The following is a 19,531-nucleotide window of genomic DNA, read 5'->3' on the forward strand; positions in this document are numbered from 1 at the left end:
ATGTCATCTGTGTCTTCCGCTTCGGTCATCCTGCATCTGATCTGTCCGGATCGTCCGGCGCTCGTCAGTGACATTGCCGGCTGGGTGGCTGCCAATGGCGGCAATATTCGTCACGCCGACCACCACACGGATCTTGAGGCTGGATTGTTCCTAAGCCGGATCGAATGGGATGTTGAGGGGTTCGGGTTACCCAGGGATGCCATTCCTTTGGCGGTTAAGGCTCTGGCGGAGCGTCTGGGCGGTGACGCCAATGTTCATTTTTCCGATGACCACCCCCGGGTAGCAATCCTGGTCAGCAAGCAGAACCACTGTCTACTGGATCTGCTTTGGCGGGCACGCAGCGGGGAGCTGCCGATGCAGGTTCCCCTGGTGATCGGCAACCATCCCGACCTGGAACCCTGCTGCGCTGATTTCGGTGTTCCTTTCGTCTGCGTTCCCGTGACGAAGGACAGCAAGCCGGAGGCAGAAGCCACCATTCTCAACCTGTTGGATGAGCACCAGATTGATCTGGCTGTGCTTGCCAAATACATGCAGGTGCTGAGCGGAGATTTTCTGGAACGCTTTCCCGAGGTGATCAACATTCACCACTCCTTCCTGCCGGCCTTCAAGGGTGCGCAGCCTTATCACCGGGCCTGGGAGCGCGGTGTGAAGCTGATCGGAGCCACGGCGCACTACGTCACCGAAGAACTCGATGATGGGCCGATCATTGAGCAGACAATCGCCAACATCAGTCACCGTGATGAGGTGGGGGATCTGATTCGAAAAGGCCGTGATACTGAGCGGCTGGCCCTAGCCCGCGCCCTGCGTCTCCACCTTCGTCGTCAGGTGATGGTGTATCGCGGACGTACAGCTGTGTTTGCATGACTGTCTCCCTGCCCATGGTCAAGGCCTGGCTGGACGGAGAAGTTCCTGATTCGGCGTCCATTTGGGGATGGCGTTGCTTTCAGTTGGGGCTCTTTCTGCTGCCATCCAGTGCGCTGCTGGGTGGCCTTCTGCTCTTTCCGGCACTGATTCTGGGAAGCCTGGGCCGGGCGCGGCCGTTCTGGCGTGATCCCTGGAATGCGCCCTTGCTTCTGGCTGGATCGCTCATGGTGGTTGGTTGTTTTCGGTCGTATTCAGGCGTGCTGGCCTGGGCAGGTCTGGCCAACTGGATTCCCTTCTTCTGGGGGTTCTGGGGGTTTCAGCCCTACTTGGCTCTTCCGCAATCCCGCCGGCGCTGCAGTCTCTGGCTTGTGGCCGGGAGCGTTCCAGTGGTGGTGACCGGCCTGGGCCAGCTGTGGTTGGGATGGCAGGGACCCTGGCAGTTGTTTGGCGGCTTGATCATCTGGTTTGTGTCTGCCGGTGGCCGCCCTGAAGGACGATTGTCTGGACTGTTCGATTACGCCAACATCGCTTCGGCCTGGTTGGCGATGGTCTGGCCACTGATGCTCGCGGCGTTGGTTCAGCCCGGTCTCAACCGCACGCGTCGTGGGGTGGTTCTCACGGTGGCCGCGTCCGTGGTGCTGTCTCTGGTGCTCACAGAGTCCCGGAATGGCTGGGGAGCGCTGGTTTTGGCTGTTCCGCTGGTGCTCGGGCCGCCGAGTTGGCCTTGGCTGCTGCCTCTGCTTGCGTTGGCCCTGTTGCCTGTACTGGTGGCTGTTGTGCCGGGGCTGCCGCCTGCGCTCCAGGATCCCGCCCGTACGCTTGTGCCTGAGGGGGTCTGGGCTCGTCTCAGCGATGCGCAGTACGCCGGCGAGCGTGCTCTGGCGTCCACACGGCTCAGCCAGTGGGGGCTGGCCCTGCAGTTGAATGCGGAACGCCCCTGGTTTGGCTGGGGTGCTGCAGCTTTTTCAGTGATCTATCCCCTGAGAGCGGGTAAGTGGCATGGTCATGCCCACAATCTTCCGCTTGAACTGGCCATCAGCCATGGCTTGCCGGTGGCTGTGTTGGTGGTGGGTCTGGTGTTGGCGTTGCTGGTGGTGAGCCTGCGCCGTGGTTTGTCGACTTTGTTTGATCGAGCCTGGTGGACGGCCGTGCTGGTGCTGGTGGTTCTGCACGCCACGGATCTACCGTTTTTCGACAGCCGTCTAAATATTGCCGGTTGGATCCTGCTGGCGGGGTTACGCAGCGGGATTGCAAACTATAAGGATATTAATCGATGATTACGCCTTGAACGTGCTGGTTTCAAGGGAAGGAATAAGGCTCCGCGTTGTTGTTTCATGCAACAATTCGGGGTAGGCATAGCTCAAGTTTGTTCCTAAAGAGTCAAGGCTTTGAGCAATGAATTCTGTTGGGTCCAGTGCTGAAATCATCGAGAAGCTTGAAATGCCATTTTGGGCATTAAATGTCTGGCTCGTCATGGAATCAGAAATTCCTAATTCCGAAGCACGCATGATTTGATCTTGTGGCCCTTGGGTTCCGATCAGCCAATCCCCAGTGGCCTTCTCGGGTGATTCAGCAAGGAGATCTTCGATGTGGCTGAGATAACTCGACAGGCCTTCAATCTGCTCGAGTGCTTCTTTCGATGCGTAGGTCATTCCTGAAGCACCGGTGAAGGTCTCCAGTTCGTTGCCGGTGATCGAGTCGGTGATTGCTGCGTTGAAGTTGGTTCCCTGGGTTCCGTACAGATTCAGGCCCCACTGGTCGAGTGTGCCTGTATCAAGGCTTGCCAGGTCATTGATGGTGAGCGTCCAGACTCCCCGGCTGCTCTCTCCCCAGAAGGTTTTGGCACTGAAGTTGAAATTCAGCGTGCTTGTGTCCCGTCGATTTCCTTCACTGAGGATTGCAGTGGTTCCTTCCGGAGAGGTGAGCGTGATGGTGAGATCGCCGGCATAGGTATGGTCCGACAGAATTGGAATCACCACGGACTCCAAGGTGATGTCTTGTGAGATGGTGATCGTGCTGCTGATCGATCCGCCACCGGCATCGGGAATGGCGATTCCTGGGGTGGTGCTGGCGGAATAGGAGACTTCGTCACCCACGTTGTTCCACGTTTTGGCCAAGGCGACCGCTGCTTCTGCATTGATGCGGCCAAATCCGTAGTCATGGCTGAAGTCGTGCTCGGCTCCATTTGTGAACCATCCATTGCTGCTGGCATCCACCACATCCGAGCTGTTGACCAGCACATGTTGCACATCTCGCCAAGTGAGATTGGGGTTGGCCTCCAACATCAAGGCGATCACACCAGACACCAACGGTGTGGCCGAGGAGGTGCCACCAAAGTTGTCGATGTAACTGTTGTTGGTGCTGGTGGTGGTGATGGCATCGGTACCACCGTTGGACGGAGCGCTGACCAGAACATTCGCACCCGGTTCGCTGTATCCGGAATACCGTCCTCGATTGGTCATTGCTGCCACCGAGATCACATAGCGGGAGTTGGCATAGCCGTCGTAGTTCGAGTTGTCGTTGCTGTTCCGTCCATTTCCACCGGCCCAGGTATAGATCGCGCCTTTGCCATCGCGTCCATTGGTGACTCCATCCTTCAGCGCAGCAAGAACTCGAGCCGGTGCTGCCTGAAGCCTGCCGTTGTCATTCGGTCCCCAGCTGTTGCTGTAGATATCCACAGCATTCATCGTTCGCGTTAGGGCAGAGGCTTCATTCCTTGCTGTTCCTGCACCTAGCAGTCGTTGCCCACTGATGTTGGCGTTGGGCGCGGCACCGGTGATGCCAATGCCGTTATGCCCATATCCTGCTGCGACGCCAGCGACGGCTGTGCCGTGGTCGGCAGAGGAGCTTGGGGTCGGGTCGTTGTCCTTTCCGACGTAGTCATAACTCGATGCTGAAATGTAATTCGTGCTCAGATCTTGATGACGCCAATCCAGCCCATCGTCGATCACGTTGATATGAATTCCAGTGCCGTAAATATTGCTCCCAGATTTGTTTTTCAATAACCATGCCGAAGCAACATTGGCACCTCCCGATGATGAGTCTTTTAGGTGCCATTGGTCTTTGAAGCGGGCTTCGAGGGTGGGCGAAGACAGTGAGGGGGGAAGGCCAATGGTTCCATCACGATTGGTATCAAAGTTGAAAGTTTCTTCCCAACCGAGACGAGTTGCGATATTGCCAGACTTCCAGCCACTACCGCCTGTAATCACTCCATTTGAATTCGTATCCCAGACGTAGAACGTGTCGTTTCGAGAACCTGTACCTTCCAGTAGGACCTGGAAGCCGTTATCGGTTTCGATAGCAGCAACTACATCGGAGTTGCCAGATGAGCTGTTGTTATAAGTTTGGCCAGCATTGTTTTTGAGTGTGATAGCACCAGCTTCTGAGAAGAGCTGATAAGCGGTGAGTTCGGTGCCATCGACAATGCCGTTGTTGTCGTCATCAAGGATCAAAGCGCCAATGGTTCCATCACGATTGGTATCAAAGTTGAAAGTTTCTTCCCATCCAAGACGAGTTGCGATATCACCAGACTTCCAGCCACTACCGCCTGTGATCACTCCATTTGAATTCGTATTCCAGACGTAGAACGTGTCGTTTCGAGAACCTGTACCTTCCAGTAGGACCTGGAAGCCGTTATCGGTTTCGATAGCAGCAACTACATCGGAGTTGCCAGATGAGCTGTTGTTATAAGTTTGGCCAGCATTGTTTTTGAGTGTGATAGCACCAGCTTCTGAGAAGAGCTGATAAGCGGTGAGTTCGGTGCCATCGACAATGCCGTTGTTGTCGTCATCAAGGATCAAAGCGCCAATGGTTCCATCACGATTGGTATCAAAGTTGAAAGTTTCTTCCCATCCAAGACGAGTTGCGATATCACCAGACTTCCAGCCACTACCGCCTGTGATCACTCCATTTGAATTCGTATTCCAGACGTAGAACGTGTCGTTTCGAGAACCTGTACCTTCCAGTAGGACCTGGAAGCCGTTATCGGTTTCGATAGCAGCAACTACATCGGAGTTGCCAGATGAGCTGTTGTTATAAGTTTGGCCAGCATTGTTTTTGAGTGTGATAGCACCAGCTTCTGAGAAGAGTTGATAAGCGGTGAGTTCGGTGCCATCGACAATGCCGTTGTTGTCGTCATCAAGGATCAAAGCGCCAATGGTTCCATCACGATTGGTATCAAAGTTGAAAGTTTCTTCCCATCCAAGACGAGTTGCGATATCACCAGACTTCCAGCCACTACCGCCTATGATCACTCCATTTGAATTCGTATTCCAGACGTAGAACGTATCGTTTCGAGAACCTGTACCTTCCAGTAGGACCTGGAAGCCGTTATCGGTTTCGATAGCAGCAACTACATCGGAGTTGCCAGATGAGCTGTTGTTATAAGTTTGGCCAGCATTGTTTTTGAGTGTGATAGCACCAGCTTCTGAGAAGAGCTGATAAGCGGTGAGTTCGGTGCCATCGACAATGCCGTTGTTGTCGTCATCAAGGATCAAAGCGCCAATGGTTCCATCACGATTGGTATCAAAGTTGAAAGTTTCTTCCCATCCAAGACGAGTTGCGATATCACCAGACTTCCAGCCACTACCGCCTATGATCACTCCATTTGAATTCGTATTCCAGACGTAGAACGTATCGTTTCGAGAACCTGTACCTTCCAGTAGGACCTGGAAGCCGTTATCGGTTTCGATAGCAGCAACTACATCGGAGTTGCCAGATGAGCTGTTGTTATAAGTTTGGCCAGCATTGTTTTTGAGTGTGATAGCACCAGCTTCTGAGAAGAGCTGATAAGCGGTGAGTTCGGTGCCATCAACAATGCCGTTGTTGTCTTCATCGAGAAGCACTTCATCTTCAACTGGATCGAGTGTGAGTGATGTGCTGCCATTGGCGGTTCCCCCATTTCCATCACTGACTACAAAACTGAAGACCACTTCACCGTTGAGATCTTGTGTTGGGGTGTAGGTCCAGGTGCCGTTGCCGTTAGGGGTGAGGGTTCCGTTGGCTGAGGCAGTGGTGACGCTGGTGATGGAGAGAGTGTCACCATCGATATCGCTGTAACCCTGCAGCAGATCCGACGCTTTCAGTAGGTAAGCAATATCCTCTGTGCCATTTGTTAGTGCGGACGGCGTGCCACTCAGGATTGGAGCATCATTACTGCCGTTGATCGTAATAGTGACTGTGGCTGGTGCACTATCAGTAGCATTGTCGTCGGATGCGATGTATTGAAAAACAACGGCAGTTGAGTCTCCGTCGCCCAGTGATTGGAAATTGTTGCCGAAGTTGTAGGTGAAGGTTCCGTCGCTGTTAACGACAACTGATCCAATCGTTGGTGCCGTTGTTATCGTGTAAGTGAGTTGATCGCTGCTGTCTGGATCGTTCGCATTGAAGTTTCCGCTGACGCTATTGCTGTCTTCTGACGTCGCGACGAACACATCATTAGCGGTTGGCGGAGTATTGATAGGAGTTATATCAGCTAAGAGTTCTTGATAGGTCTTGATGACGTCGTCATTGAAATAAACAAGTTCAATGTCATTCCAGATTAGATCGGTGTCAGCTAAGCCCGAATTGTTTCGGCTGAAGGCTAAGGATGTCCCCAGGTTTTCAATGGAGAAATCGCTGTAGTTTTCAGAGAAGTAGAGCGTGTCGAAAGTACCGGATCCTCCGTAATACGTGTCGGATCCGAAGCTGTCGTAAAATCTGTCACCACCATTGCCACCTCTAAAGACATTATCTGCAATATTTCCAAGAAATGTGTCATTGCCGCTGCCGCCAATGGCTTCCTCAAGGATGGTGCCAACTCCAATCGTTAGATTGTTAACGAGGCCGCCAATGCTTGAACTCGACGGAAGGGTGCCATTGAGTTCTGATGGCGCCAAATTGATAAACTGATCATCAGAATAATTGCTGACATTCAAGATGTCATAACCTGATCCATCAACCAGTGTGTAAGCTGTATCGCTAATCATCGTTGCGAAATTATTCATGATTTCGCTGGTACCGCTTGAGATATTTGTGCCTACGCCGTAAACTGTGTTGCCGTTGAAGGCTTTGAATGATCCATAGCCCTGTGATCCGTAGAGTTTATCTAACGCAATCCAATCCACCGTCATCGGTGTCTGTAGATATGCTCTTGAGGCGTTGACATTCGTATTGGTTGTTTGAGACCAATACGACATCATGGTGGTCAGCCAGGTGTCATTGCCATATTGCGCACTGTTCTCATAGGTAGGATTTCCATTGCCCGCGTTGTATTGCCCCTGATGTCCTAGGCCAAGAGCATGTCCGATTTCATGAAAAATCGTTTGTGGTGTGTAGCTGTTGTAGCTGGAATCTCCGTAAAACCAGGATGACGCAACGTTGATAACGCTGTAGTCGATAATGGCTGCGTTGTAATCAATGGTTCCTGTGTTTGGGTCTTGGTCATACCATCCGCCACCAAGATAGGCATAGGCTCCTGAATCATTATCTGTAAAGCGAAAATCACCTTCGGTTGCGACCTCAACAAATTCAATGCCAGTGATGGCTTCGTAGACGTTAAAAACCTCTCGGGTGAGATTTTGACGTTCCGCAGACAATCCGTTTGAATCATCCGCCCATCCGGTGATGTTGTAGGTCAATTGACCGTTTTTGGCGCCTAAACCGCTGCCACCTAAGTTGAATCGCCTTGTGTATGTTCCTGCCTCTTCCCAGAATCCGGTGGTCAGATAATCCGATAGTTCGTTGAGTGTTCCAAAGGCAATCGTTGGATCTGCATTCGATAGGGTGTTGTTTAGTTCTGAATTGCTTTCACGATTAGTTTCTAATGAATCCCGGCTATAGCTACAAGCAAAGCAGGCGCACCGTCCTGCATGCAGATATTTCGATTCAATTCTGAACTCAATATTGGTGGTTTCATTAGCTTCTTCCTCGGTTGTTATGGAGTTATTCCCATTGATTGCTTCGCTGAAACTCTCAGTTGAATTCAGTTGTTGACTTGGCGGAGTGGTGGCACCGTTTTGGAGCAAGCCACGCGCCACTGTCAGGGGTTGATCAATGGGGGTGAGTGCCGGGTTGTTGTCGATCGAGCTGATGTCTGGGTCTGGCTCCTCAGGTTGATTGAGGCTGGTATGCAGAGAACGCGCCCGATAGGCACTCAGTGATTCAATCAGGTTAGATAAGTTCATTTGCCTAAGCCTGATGAGGCCTTGTTATGTTCAAATCATACGGAAACCGCAAGGCTTTGTTCGATTTACGACATTAAATGTATGTGAGGGCATCGCATTCTCATTGCATTATCATGGTTTCTCATTCAATTCTCATTAAATTCCCAGACTCTCGTTTTGATGATGTTGAAGGGTTTCTTTCTTCAGCGCTGTCCTGAGGTGCTCCCACGGCAGCACCGTGTCGTCGGGCCAGGTGTCGTGTACAACCCTTTCCCATGCTGGAGGGAGGGGTAGCTCCACTCCCGCGCTTTTGGCTGTTGGCAGCTCCCCGGCCCTGGCGGCCCGGTAGGCCTTCTTCCAACCACCCAGACTGTCTTGTGTTCCGCGAACAGCCACGATCACCGCAGCCAGTCGACGATCACTCCGCGACAGCAGCGCCTGGATCACGCTCCAGCCATAACTCTCTGGGCGCAGATCAATACCTTTGGGTTTGAGTCGTTTGCCGAGGCGCTTCAAGCGTTTGTCGGCCTCCGGCCGTACCCCCTGCCATTGGAACGGCGTGTGGGCCTTGGGCACGAATGTGCTCACCCCCAGGGTGAAGCGCAGCCCAGGTGTGGCTTTCTTCAGCTGTAGGAGCAGATCGGCGGTCGCCTCTACATCCTCATCGTCTTCGCTGGGGAGGCCCACCATTCCATACAACTTGAGGGCGCTCAGACCACCCTGCTTGGCATGGCGTGCCGCTGCGTCAATCTCTTCGCTGCTCAACTTCTTGTTTACGACGCGTCGCATCCGTTCACTGCCGCTTTCAATCGCGATGGTCAGCGATTTACTGCCTCGATTGGCAAGCCCAGAGGCGAGGGCAGGGGTCACGGTGGCGGCCCGCACGGAGCTCACACTCACGCGTACATCGTTGAAGCGATCGGTATTCAGCCAGCGGAGCAGTTCATCGAATTGCGGGTGCTGGGTGACTGACGCTCCCAACAGTCCCAGACGCCGGGTCGCCTTGAGGCCTCGTTCGACCGCTGGGATCAGGCCGTCATCCAGCGATGGTGTGCGGAAAGGAAGCGTGAGATAACTGGCCAGACAGAAGCGGCAGAGTTCAGGGCAGCTGCGCACCACTTCCACCATGTGGATGTCCGGCCATGCGGCCGCCGGCGTGATCACCGAGGAGTGGCTGAGGGTGTTCCCGCGCCAGGTCTGCTTGGTCACGGTGGCAGGCAGATCCGTTTCGATCGGTTCGATCGATCGCAGTGATCCCTCGGCATCAAAGCTTGGGGCATAGAGCGCTGGCACATAGATGCCTGGAACCTTCGCCAGGTGCCGCAGACGCACGGCCCGTGGTTCATCGCGCACGTCCTGCAGGGCGTCGATGAAGGTCGGAAGCAGTTCCTCCCCATCCCCCAGCAGGATGACATCGAAAAATGGCGCCAATGGTTCGGGGTTCGCGGTCAACACAGGCCCCCCTCCGAACACGACCGGGTCAGCGTCCGTTCGCTGTTCGCTCCAGATCGGGATGCCCTGGTCTTCGAGCAGATCCAGCAACACCGGACCATCCAGTTCCCAGCTCAGGGACAGGCCGAACAGATCGCAGCGGCGATGCGGGGGATCCCCCTGATCGGTGAACAGCCGGCGCACATCCAGATCGGATCGCGAGGCCAGCGTGGCCCAGACGATTTGGTAACCGAGGCTGGTGATTCCCACGGTGTAGGTGCTGGGGAACGCCAGGACCGTGCGCAGGGCACCGGGTTCCGGAACAGCCGGATCGAACAGCAGCGTTTCCTGATTCAGGGGTCTTCGTCCGGGTTGGGATTGGCCTTGGCTGGTGGCGGTGGCGGTGGCGGTGGCGGTGGTGTGAAGGCCCGGCGACGGATCGAACCTCCCCAGGCGTGATGAATGCCGCCATGCCGATTCAGGCGTGCCTCCCGGTGATCTTCTTCCTTCAGTTCCATGCCCAACTGTCGCTCGTAGATCGAGCGCTCATCAAACAGTCTGGCCACCAGAAAACTGGCCAGACAGGCCACCAGGATCGGTTTGAGGATCAGCAGGTCTTTCGTCAGTGCAAAGGCCAGGAACATGGCGCTGATCGGGGTGCGGGAACAGCTGGCCACAAAGGCCCCCATCCCTGCAAAAACATAGGTGGTCGGAACGTGCCCGGTGAGGGCTTCCACCCAGTAGCCACAGGCCAGACCGATTGCTCCGCCGAGGGTGAGCATTGGATAAAACAGTCCCCCCGGTGCGCCTGATGCCGCGGCCAGACCAGTGCTGAAAAAGAGCACGATGAAGGTGCCGAGCGCCATCGGAATGTCGGCTTCACCGTCGGCGATCAGATGTTGCAGTCCCTCCAGATTGTGGAACTCTTCAGGAAGAGAGGCATAAACGCTTCCAAGCACTGCTCCACTGAGCACCATGCGCAGCACCAGCCGATCGCCGAACCAGGCATCCCCCTTCCGCTGCATGGCCAGCACATAGCGGCAGTAGAGCTCGGCCAGCAGCCCAACCACGACCCCGAGTCCGATCAGGTATCCCAGATCGATCGGCAGAAAACTCACCAGGGGGGTGTATTCCCGTTCCAGCTGGAACCCCTGGGTTGCATCCAGACCGCTTCCACTGGGACTGAGCCCCGCTAGCCCGAGGACATCAGCCCAGGCATCGGCCCAGAAGGTGGTCACGATCACCAGCAGCAACACCACGGGCCTGGCGGAGTGCAGCAGCTCCTCAACGGCGTAGACAAACCCACCGATGGGTGCACTAAACACGGCGGCGATGCCCGCACCGCCGCCGGCTGCCACGATCACCCGCCGGAAGGCCACAGGGGCCTTCAGCCAGCGCGCCATCTGCCAGGCAACAGATCCCCCCATCTGCACCGACGGGCCCTCGGGGCCAAGGGGGAAGCCACTGCCGATGGCCACGATTCCTGCCACCAGTTTCACCAGGCCCACCTGCAGTCCCATGGGAACGGCCCGGTGTTTGAGAAAGCCCATGATGTGGGTGATGCCTGATCCGCCAGCGGCAGGGGCCAGGCAGGTGACGAGCAGGCCTGACACCAATCCACCCGCGGCCCCGAGTCCTGGCAGCACTGCCCAGGCGGGCAGATCGGCCAGCAACTCCAGGCGCCATGCCCCCAGGGTCTTGATGCCGGCTTTAAACAGCACGCCTGTCAGGGCGGCCCCAAGCCCAGTGAGCATCAGGGCGAGCACCACCACCCACCAGCGCCGTTCCAGGAGGCGACGGATGCTGCGGCTGGAGCCGAGTTGGTGGCGTCGTTGTTTCAGTTCACTCAGGACGGTCATGGCTGTGCTGATCCGGGTCAGGACCCAGCCAGCACTGCGGCTTCATCGTCCGCGCTGATGGTTCGGCCCTGATCCTCGAAACCAGAGATCTGGTCGAAGTTGAGGTAGCGGTAGAGCTCATCGGAGAGCGGATCGATCTTCTCTGCCGCGATGCTGCGGTAGTCGTCCGGGGTGGGGATCCGTCCCAGCTGAGCACAGACCGCCGCCAGTTCGGCACTGCCCAGGTAAACCTGGGCGCCCTTGCCAAGACGGTTATTGAAGTTCCGGGTGCTGGTGGAGAACACCGTGGTGTTGTCGTCCACCCGCGCCTGGTTGCCCATGCAGAGGGAGCAGCCCGGCATCTCCATCCGGGATCCGGCGGCTTCGAAAGTGGCGTAGTAGCCCTCGGCTTTGAGGGTTTCTTCGTCCATGCGCGTGGGGGGACAGACCCAGAGGCGGGCCTGGTTCGGGCCGGCGCCTTCCAGCACCTTGGCCGCAGCACGGTAGTGGCCGATGTTGGTCATGCAGGAGCCGATGAACACCTCCTGCACCGGATCACCGGCCACCTCGCTCAAGAGCTTCACGTTGTCGGGATCGTTGGGGCAGGCCACCACCGGTTCGGTGAGCTCGTCGAGGTTGATTTCCAGGATCTCGGCATACTCGGCATCGCCGTCGGCACTGAGAAGCTGTGGATGAGCCAGCCAGGCTTCCATCTCCTTGATGCGGCGGGCCAGGGTGCGGGCATCGCTGTAACCGCGGGCGATCATGTTTTTGAGCAACGCCACGTTGCTGCGCAGGTATTCGCTCACGGTTTCTTCTGAGAGCTTGATGGTGCAGCCGGCGCAGGAGCGTTCGGCACTGGCGTCGGTGAGTTCGAAGGCCTGCTCGAGCTTGAGGTCGGGGAGACCTTCGATCTCCATGATCCGGCCATTGAACAGATTCTTCTTGTTGGCCTTCTCCACGGTGAGCAGTCCGCGTTGAATCGCCACCCAGGGAATGGCATTCACCACATCCCGCAGGGTCACACCCGGTTGCAGCGAGCCGCTGAAGCGCACCAGCACCGACTCGGGCATGTCCAGGGGCATGGCGCCGATGGCTGCAGCGAAGGCCACCAGGCCGGAGCCCGCGGGGAAGGAAATGCCCAGGGGGAAGCGGGTGTGACTGTCACCGCCGGTGCCCACCGTGTCGGGGAGCAGCATGCGATTCAGCCAGCTGTGGATGATGCCGTCACCGGGGCGCAGGGCCACACCACCGCGTTGGGCGAAGAAATCAGGCAGATCCTTCTGGGTCTGCAGGTCCACCGGTTTGGGGTAGGCCGCGGTGTGGCAGAAACTCTGCATCACCAGGTCGGAGGAGAAGCCCAGGCAGGCCAGCTCCTTCATCTCGTCTCTGGTCATGGGCCCGGTGGTGTCCTGAGAGCCAACGGTGGTCATCAGCGGTTCGCAGCTGGTGCCGGGGCGCACTCCGGGCAGGCCGCAGGCCTTGCCCACCATCTTCTGGGCCAGGGTGAAGCCTTTGCCGGTGTCGGCCGGTGCCGTGGGACGGATGAACAGATCAGAGGGTGCGAGGCCGAGTTTGGCGCGCACTTTGTCGGTGAGGGCGCGGCCGATCATCAGGGGGATTCGCCCACCGGCCCGCACCTCGTCACTGATGGTGCTGGGCTTGAGTTCGAAGCGGCTCACCACCTCACCGTCCCGTTCGATCGTGCCGGCATGGGGCCGGATGGTGATCACATCACCGGTGTTCAGTTCGGTGACATCGCATTCGATCGGCAGGGCGCCGGAGTCTTCTGCAGTGTTGAAGAAGATCGGCGCGATCTTGCCGCCGAGGATGACGCCGCCGCCTCGCTTGTTGGGCACATGGGGAATGTCGTCGCCGGTGTGCCAGAGCACGGAGTTGATGGCGCTCTTCCTGGAACTGCCAGTGCCCACCACGTCGCCCACGTAGGCCACGGGGTGCCCTTTCTCCTTGAGGGTGGCGATCGTCTTCAGGCCGTCTGGATCGCGGGTCTCCAGCATCGCCAGGGCGTGCAGAGGGATGTCCGGACGGGTGGTGGCGTGGGTGGCGGGCGAGAGGTCGTCGGTGTTGGTTTCTCCTTCCACCTTGAACACCGTCACCGTGATCGTGTCGGCCAGCTCCGGCTTCGAGGTGAACCATTCAGCTGCTGCCCAGCTGTCCACCACCTGCTTGGCAAAGCGGTTGCTGGAGGCCAGCTCCATCACTTCATTGAAGGCGTCATAAACCAGCAGAGTTCGGCTGAGGCCTTCAGCGGCGCAGCCGGCCAGCTGCGTGTCGCTGTGTTGGAGCAGCTCGATCAGGGCCGCCACGTTGTATCCCCCCACCATGGTTCCGAGCAGGCGGGTGGCTTCCAGCGGCGATACCAGGGGACTGCTGGCCTGCCCTTGGGCGATGGCGCTGAGCCAGGTGGCTTTCACATAGGCCGCTTCGTCGACGCCGGGCGGAATGCGTTCGATCAGCAGGTGCAGCAGCTCCTGCTCCTCCCCTGATGGTGGATTCTCCAACAGTTCTGTGAGTGCCTTGGCCTGGCTTGGCTCCAGGGGCAATGGCGGAATTCCCAGGGCCAGACGTTCGGCAGCGTTCTCTCGGTAGGTGCTCAGCATCAAAATCTGCTCAGGAACGGACTTGCAGGCCATTCTCCTGCGTCACCGTTCCGTTCCGGAAGCAGGCGGGTTTCCATGGTTTGCGTACCCTGTAGCGAGGTAATTGTTTGGGTATGACCACCACACACGACCTTCATGTGGTGGACACCAGGCCTCTGGTTCCTCCCGCCTTGCTGCATGGAGATCTGCCGATTGATGCCAGGGCGACGGAGACCGTGGCCACCTCGCGCAGCCGAATTCAAGCCATTCTCAGGGGTCTGGACCGGCGACTGCTGGTGATCGTCGGCCCCTGCTCTATTCATGATGTGGATGCAGCGAGGGAGTACGCCAGCAAACTGGCTCCCCTGCGTGAACGTCATGCCTCTGAGCTCGAGGTGGTGATGCGTGTGTACTTCGAGAAGCCACGCACCACGGTGGGATGGAAGGGCCTCATCAATGATCCGAACCTCGACGGCTCCTACGACATCAACACGGGGTTGCGAATGGCTCGGTCGTTACTGCTCGATTTGGCCAGGGATGGAATGCCCTGTGCCACTGAACTGCTCGATCCTGTAGTTCCTCAGTACATCGCTGATCTGATCAGTTGGACGGCGATCGGCGCCCGTACCACCGAAAGCCAGACGCACCGCGAAATGGCTTCAGGCTTGTCGATGCCGATCGGCTACAAAAACAGCACCGACGGCAGTGCCACCATTGCCATCAACGCCATGCAGGCCGCGTCCAAACCCCATCATTTTCTTGGGATCAATCGCGAGGGGCATGCATCGATCGTGAGCACCACCGGAAATCCGGATGGTCATCTGGTGCTGCGGGGAGGGAACCGAGGCACGAATTACCATCTCGAGGCGATTCAGGATGCTGCTGAAGAATTGAAAGCAGCGGGACTACCCGACCGGTTGATGGTCGATTGCAGTCATGGCAACTCCAACAAGGATTATCGCCGGCAAGGTGATGTGTTGAAAGCTGTGGCAGCTCAGGTGGAACAGGGGTCAGCGCATGTGATGGGTCTGATGCTCGAAAGCCATCTTGTTGAGGGCAACCAAAAGATCAGTTCGGATCGTTCAGCACTGACCCATGGCCAAAGCGTCACGGACGCATGCATCAGCATTGAGACGACAGCGGAGCTGCTGGAGGGTTTGGCTGATTCGCTGAAGAAAGTTGGCACTCGTGTTGCTTGAGTGCCAAGTTTTTGAGAGCTTCAGCCTTGAAATAAACCTTCGTTTTAATCAGTTCACGGCGAACTTTTGATCTGATCGAATACTTTAATTTTGGGCAACTTCTGCCTGAAGCTGTCGTCATGTTTGGGATCAGAATTCTCGGGTTTGGTGATTTGATGCGTCTCTATGAACTGGAGCGGGAAACGGAGCTCTGGGTGCAGGGTTTTCGTCCGCTTCAGCTCGATGCTCTGCTCGATTGGTCTGGTGGCGTTGCCGATCAACAGCATTGGGATCTGGATGCTTTGCATCAGCAGGTGATGCATTTCTGGGTTGATCAGGCAGGGCAGATTCAGACGTGGCAGGCCAGGCTCCGCTCGATGCCGGATGATCAGTGTCTTGTGGCTGCTCTCGGTAGCAGGCATGACTGGTGTCGGCACATGGAACGGTTGCTGCGTGCTTAGGCGATCATCCAAGACCAGCACAAGCCAACAGCGATTGGCACGCTGAGGTTGTCGATGCCCCATCGGCTCAGTTGCTCAAGGCCAACAGCAAGCACGCATACGCTCAACAGGCGCATTGGCTGGAATGGGCTGTGACTGACCATCACAAGCACAGTCAGCACAACTCCCGTGACCAGGGCCATCGTGAGGGTTCCAGCTACAGATTTCCGCTGTTGCCAAACGCTCCAGGTTGGTGATTGAACGCCTCGCCCAACCAAGCCTGCAAGGCCATCGCCAAGAGCCATCACCAGCACTCCAGCGCAAGCCGCGATGGCCTGTTCAGGCCAGAAGAAAATGAGAAGTAGAGAGATAGCCACTCCATACGCCACAGTTCCGTAGCTGTGGCGCTCGATATCCTCGACGGCTGGTAGTAATCGCCAGCGATGGTTAATGGCGGTGATGACGGTAATTGAGAGTGCGGCTGGAACAGCTACCCATGCCGGAAGTTGCAGCCACCAGGCCAGCGGCACGACGGGTCCGGTACCGATATGCACGATTTTGCGGCTGAGTTCCTTGTGCTCCGGCAAAACGCCTCGGCAAAGCACCGCTGCCGAGAGAACCAGAGCCATCCAGGCTCCAATCACGAACAGCGAGAGCAGCAAGGGATCAGGCGGCCTGCTGCTGATCGGTCATGGTGCGCAACTTCAGAATTGCTTTTGCTTCAAGTTGGCGAACGCGTTCCCGGGACACGTTGATCTGACGACCGATCTCGGCCAAGGTCAGTGGCTCGGCTCCATCGAGTCCAAAGCGCAAGCGAAGAATCTTCTGCTCCCGCTCGTTGAGCTGGGACAGCCAACCGCCGAGATGCTCCTTCTGAATACTGCGATCCATTCCCTCCATCGGCTCATCACCGTTGGGGTCTGGGATCAATTCTCCAAGTGTGCTTCGGTCCTCTTCCCCCCTGGCGTGGGCATCGAGGGATGCACAGGGAGCACTCTGAGCGATCAGTTCTTCGAGATCGCGTGGTGCGATCCCCATCGCGTTGGAAAGTTCCAAGCGATTGGGTTGACGGCCGAAGCGATGGGAGAGTTCTCTGGTGATGCGACGCATCTTCGAGAGCTTCTCGCTGATGTGAATCGGCAAACGGATGGTCCGTGCGCTGTTGTCGATGGCCCGGGTCATTCCCTGACGGATCCACCAGTAGGCATAGGTAGAAAATTTGTACCCCATAGCGGGATCAAATTTGTCTACGGCTCTCTCCAGGCCAATGGCACCCTCTTGGACAAGGTCCAGGAGTTCAAGGCCCTGATTCTGATATTTCTTGGCAACACTCACCACAAGGCGAAGGTTGGCCGCCATCATCCTATCTCTGGCCCGTTTGCCCATGCGAATGCGATGACGTTGCCGCGGTGTGCGTTCGTCCTCTGGAACATCCAACAGCTCCTTCATGGCCTGAACGTGGTGTGCCAGTTCGATCTCCTCTGCAGCGGTGAGGAGAGGCACACGGCCGATGGTGCTGAGGTAGTAGCCAATTGAATCAGTGGAGAGACGACCAACTTGTCGACTCGATCGATTGGCGGTTTGACGTGAGCGCAGACCTGTATTGCGCTGGCTTGTAGCCGGCAATACAGGTTCCGTGGACGAGGGCTTGGAAGCCTCGACCTCGGATTCCAGAGGGATCCCCATCACCCTGAACTCCTTGATTAGATTTGCGCGCAACTTAGCACTCGCCGCCGAGTGCAGCCTCGATAAAACGAAAGTTTTTCTATAGCTGTAAATTAACAGGATCAGCGCGATGCAAGAGCTAAGAAAGAGGCGAGGTTTTCATCATTTTTTTGTGACTGATTTGACCGAATTTCAAGTCAGTCATCCGAGGCGGGAACGCCTTTCTTCCAGGTTTCGATGAGTTGAAGTTGGGAATTTCTCTCGATGTCCTCGGGATGTCGTTGCGTGAAATCACCGTTGCTTTGCATATCAAAAGCTCCGCGGTTGTCATCGAGATACACCTGTAGCAGTCGTTCGAGTTGTTCGCGCAATGCCGGCTCTTCGATCGGGGTGACCGCTTCCACACGTCGGTCCAGGTTGCGGGGCATCCAGTCAGCACTGCCGATGAAGACCTCAGGGCTACCGCCGTTCCCAAACCAGAAGATGCGTGAGTGTTCCAGGAAGCGGCCGATGATGCTGACCACGTGGATGGATTCACTGAGTCCTTTGCGGCCAGGGTAGAGGCAGCACATTCCGCGGATGATCAATTCGATCGTGACGCCTGCTTGTGAGGCTTCATACAGCAGGGCAATGATTCCAGGATCCACTAGGGAGTTCATTTTGGCTCGGATGTGGCCTCCCCGACCCTGCTGGGCATGTTCGATCTCTCTGCGGATCAGATTCTCCATTCCCTTACGCAGGGAAACGGGAGCGACAAGAAGCTTGCGGAACCCTTGTTGTTTGGAGAAACCAGTGAGGTAATTGAACAGCTCCACGAGGTCTTGGCCCAGCTCAGGTCGCGCGGAGAGAAGACCGAGGTCTGTATAGAGCCGTGAGGTTTTGGAGTTGTAATTTCCTGTTCCAATATGCACGTAACTCCGCAGTCGTTCTTTCTCCTTACGGACCACCAGAACGATTTTGGTGTGGGTCTTGAGACCCAGAACTCCATAAACAACATGAACGCCGGAACGTTCCAGGTGCTTCGCCCATTGAATGTTGTTGTCTTCATCGAAGCGGGCCTTGAGTTCCACCAGGGCCATGACCTGTTTTCCGTTCTCGGCGGCACGAATCAATGCGGCGATGATCGGTGAATCCTTGGAGGTGCGATAGAGGGTCATCTTGATGCCCATCACCAGTGGATCGTCGGCCGCCTGGTTGATGAATTCCTCCACGGATGTGGAAAACAGGTCGTAGGGATGGTGCAGCAGAACGTCGCGGCGTCGCACCACCGAAAAAATGCTTTCGAACTCCTCTTCTTTGAGGGAGCCGTCCTCCAACATGCTTCGCTGGGCACGCCCGAGGATGGCGGGAGTCAGTCCTGAGTGGCTTTCATCCTTGAGTTGCGGAAGAGGAATCGCCATCAGGGCGAAGAGGTCATCCAGGCCAAGGGGGCCATCAATTCTGTAGAGGTCCTCCTCCTCAACGGACATTCCCTCCATCAGCATCTCGACCACGTCCTGGGGCATTTCATCGGCAACCTCCAGGCGCACGACCTCGCCGCCCATTCGGCGTTTGCGCAAGCCCTGCTCAATGGCGATCATGAGGTCATCGGCCTCGAGATCCCTCAATTCCAAGTCCGCATCGCGGGTGACTCGGAAGAAATAGTGTCCTTCGATGGACATGCCAGGGAAGAGCAAGCTCAGGTTGAACGCCACCACCTGCTCCAGCGGCACGGCGGTGTGAAGCGGTTCACAGTCACCGCTGGCGAGATCGGCGGGAATGGTGACGAAGCGGGGCAGGATCTTCTGAGGCACCTTGACCCGGGCGAGCTGACGTTGACCGCTTTGGGGGTCGTGGATCAGAGCTGCCACATTCAGGCTCAGATTGCTCACGAACGGGAAGGGATGAGCCGGATCAACGGCCAGGGGGGTGAGGACAGGAAAGATCGCTGTCTGGAAGTAGTTGTCAACCCAGAGCCGTTGACGTTCGTTGAGCTGTTCGTAATCCAGCAGATGGGCACCATGCTCGAGAAGCTGGATCTTCAGGCGGGAGCGGTAATGCTCCTGTTGTTTGTGCAGCAGTGGGGTGAGGTGCTCGCGGATCGCGTGGAGCTGCTCGATGGGTGTGTGTCCGTCTTCGCTGAGTTTTTCGATGCCTGCTTCAACCTGGGCCTTCAGGGAGGCCACCCTCACCATGAAGAATTCATCGAGGTTGTTGCTGAAAATGGCGCTGAATTTCGCTTGTTCCAGCAGCGGTGTCCGCTCGTCCAATGCCTGAACGAGAACCCTTTCGTTGAACGCGATCCAGCTGAGCTCCCGGTTGATGTAGAGATCGGGGGAAAGCACTTTGTCACTCATGGCGTGACCAGTCGAGGAGCCGGCTCGCGCAACGTAG

The 19,531-nt window shown here is 56.7% G+C and carries 11 protein-coding genes; 4 read left to right on the plus strand and 7 right to left on the minus strand.

From position 1 onward, the window contains the following. Nucleotides 1-864: a formyltetrahydrofolate deformylase gene (gene purU / locus WH7805_RS08815; RefSeq protein ID WP_006042711.1), complete on the plus strand. Its 864-nt coding sequence runs from the start codon at nt 1-3 to the stop codon at nt 862-864. Continuing rightward, nucleotides 861-2,141, plus strand: a complete 1,281-nt coding sequence (locus WH7805_RS08820; protein ID WP_006042712.1) for an O-antigen ligase — start codon at nt 861-863, stop codon at nt 2,139-2,141. Before purU ends, WH7805_RS08820 begins: the two co-directional genes overlap by 4 nt. On the opposite strand, the gene WH7805_RS13565 is transcribed toward WH7805_RS08820, so the two are convergent. From WH7805_RS13565 to acnB, 4 genes are all read right to left on the minus strand, one after another. Further along, on the minus strand, nt 2,142-8,027 hold the full coding sequence (locus WH7805_RS13565) for a S8 family serine peptidase (protein WP_006042713.1): 5,886 nt from the start codon (nt 8,025-8,027) through the stop codon (nt 2,142-2,144). It lies immediately after the preceding gene. A 135-nt stretch (nt 8,028-8,162) separates the two neighbouring features. Then, nucleotides 8,163-9,707 carry a radical SAM protein gene (locus WH7805_RS08835; protein WP_006042714.1) on the minus strand — a complete coding sequence of 515 codons (1,545 nt, stop codon included), beginning with the start codon at nt 9,705-9,707 and terminating at the stop codon, nt 8,163-8,165. An 83-nt stretch (nt 9,708-9,790) separates the two neighbouring features. Then, a complete protein-coding gene (locus tag WH7805_RS08840; RefSeq protein ID WP_006042715.1) occupies nt 9,791-11,296 on the minus strand; it encodes a ClC family H(+)/Cl(-) exchange transporter in 1,506 nt (501 codons plus the stop codon). Between the two features lie 17 nt (nt 11,297-11,313). Continuing rightward, entirely contained in the window at nt 11,314-13,896 is a 2,583-nt protein-coding gene (gene acnB, locus WH7805_RS08845) for a bifunctional aconitate hydratase 2/2-methylisocitrate dehydratase (protein WP_038005310.1), read from the minus strand. Between the two features lie 113 nt (nt 13,897-14,009). Between acnB and WH7805_RS08850 the strand changes: the two genes are divergently transcribed. Both WH7805_RS08850 and WH7805_RS08855 read left to right on the plus strand, forming a co-directional pair. After that, complete coding sequence (locus tag WH7805_RS08850; RefSeq protein WP_006042717.1) at nt 14,010-15,074, plus strand: 3-deoxy-7-phosphoheptulonate synthase; 1,065 nt, start codon at nt 14,010-14,012, stop codon at nt 15,072-15,074. A 119-nt stretch (nt 15,075-15,193) separates the two neighbouring features. Continuing rightward, on the plus strand, nt 15,194-15,514 hold the full coding sequence (locus tag WH7805_RS08855; RefSeq protein WP_006042718.1) for a hypothetical protein: 321 nt from the start codon (nt 15,194-15,196) through the stop codon (nt 15,512-15,514). Here WH7805_RS08855 and WH7805_RS08860 read toward each other — a convergent pair. The 3 genes from WH7805_RS08860 to ppk1 all read right to left on the minus strand — a co-directional run bounded on the left by WH7805_RS08860 (nt 15,511) and on the right by ppk1 (nt 19,494). Continuing rightward, on the minus strand, nt 15,511-16,155 hold the full coding sequence (locus WH7805_RS08860) for a diacylglycerol/polyprenol kinase family protein (RefSeq protein ID WP_006042719.1): 645 nt from the start codon (nt 16,153-16,155) through the stop codon (nt 15,511-15,513). The two genes, WH7805_RS08855 and WH7805_RS08860, sit on opposite strands and share 4 nt — an antisense overlap. 4 nt (nt 16,156-16,159) lie before the next feature. After that, entirely contained in the window at nt 16,160-17,179 is a 1,020-nt protein-coding gene (locus tag WH7805_RS08865) for an RpoD/SigA family RNA polymerase sigma factor (protein ID WP_006042720.1), read from the minus strand. A gap of 176 nt (nt 17,180-17,355) precedes the next feature. Further along, on the minus strand, nt 17,356-19,494 hold the full coding sequence (gene ppk1, locus WH7805_RS08870; RefSeq protein ID WP_006042721.1) for a polyphosphate kinase 1: 2,139 nt from the start codon (nt 19,492-19,494) through the stop codon (nt 17,356-17,358). Nucleotides 19,495-19,531 lie beyond the last annotated feature (37 nt).

It is taken from the genome of Synechococcus sp. WH 7805, assembly GCF_000153285.1.
Classification (GTDB): Bacteria; Cyanobacteriota; Cyanobacteriia; order PCC-6307; family Cyanobiaceae; genus Synechococcus_C.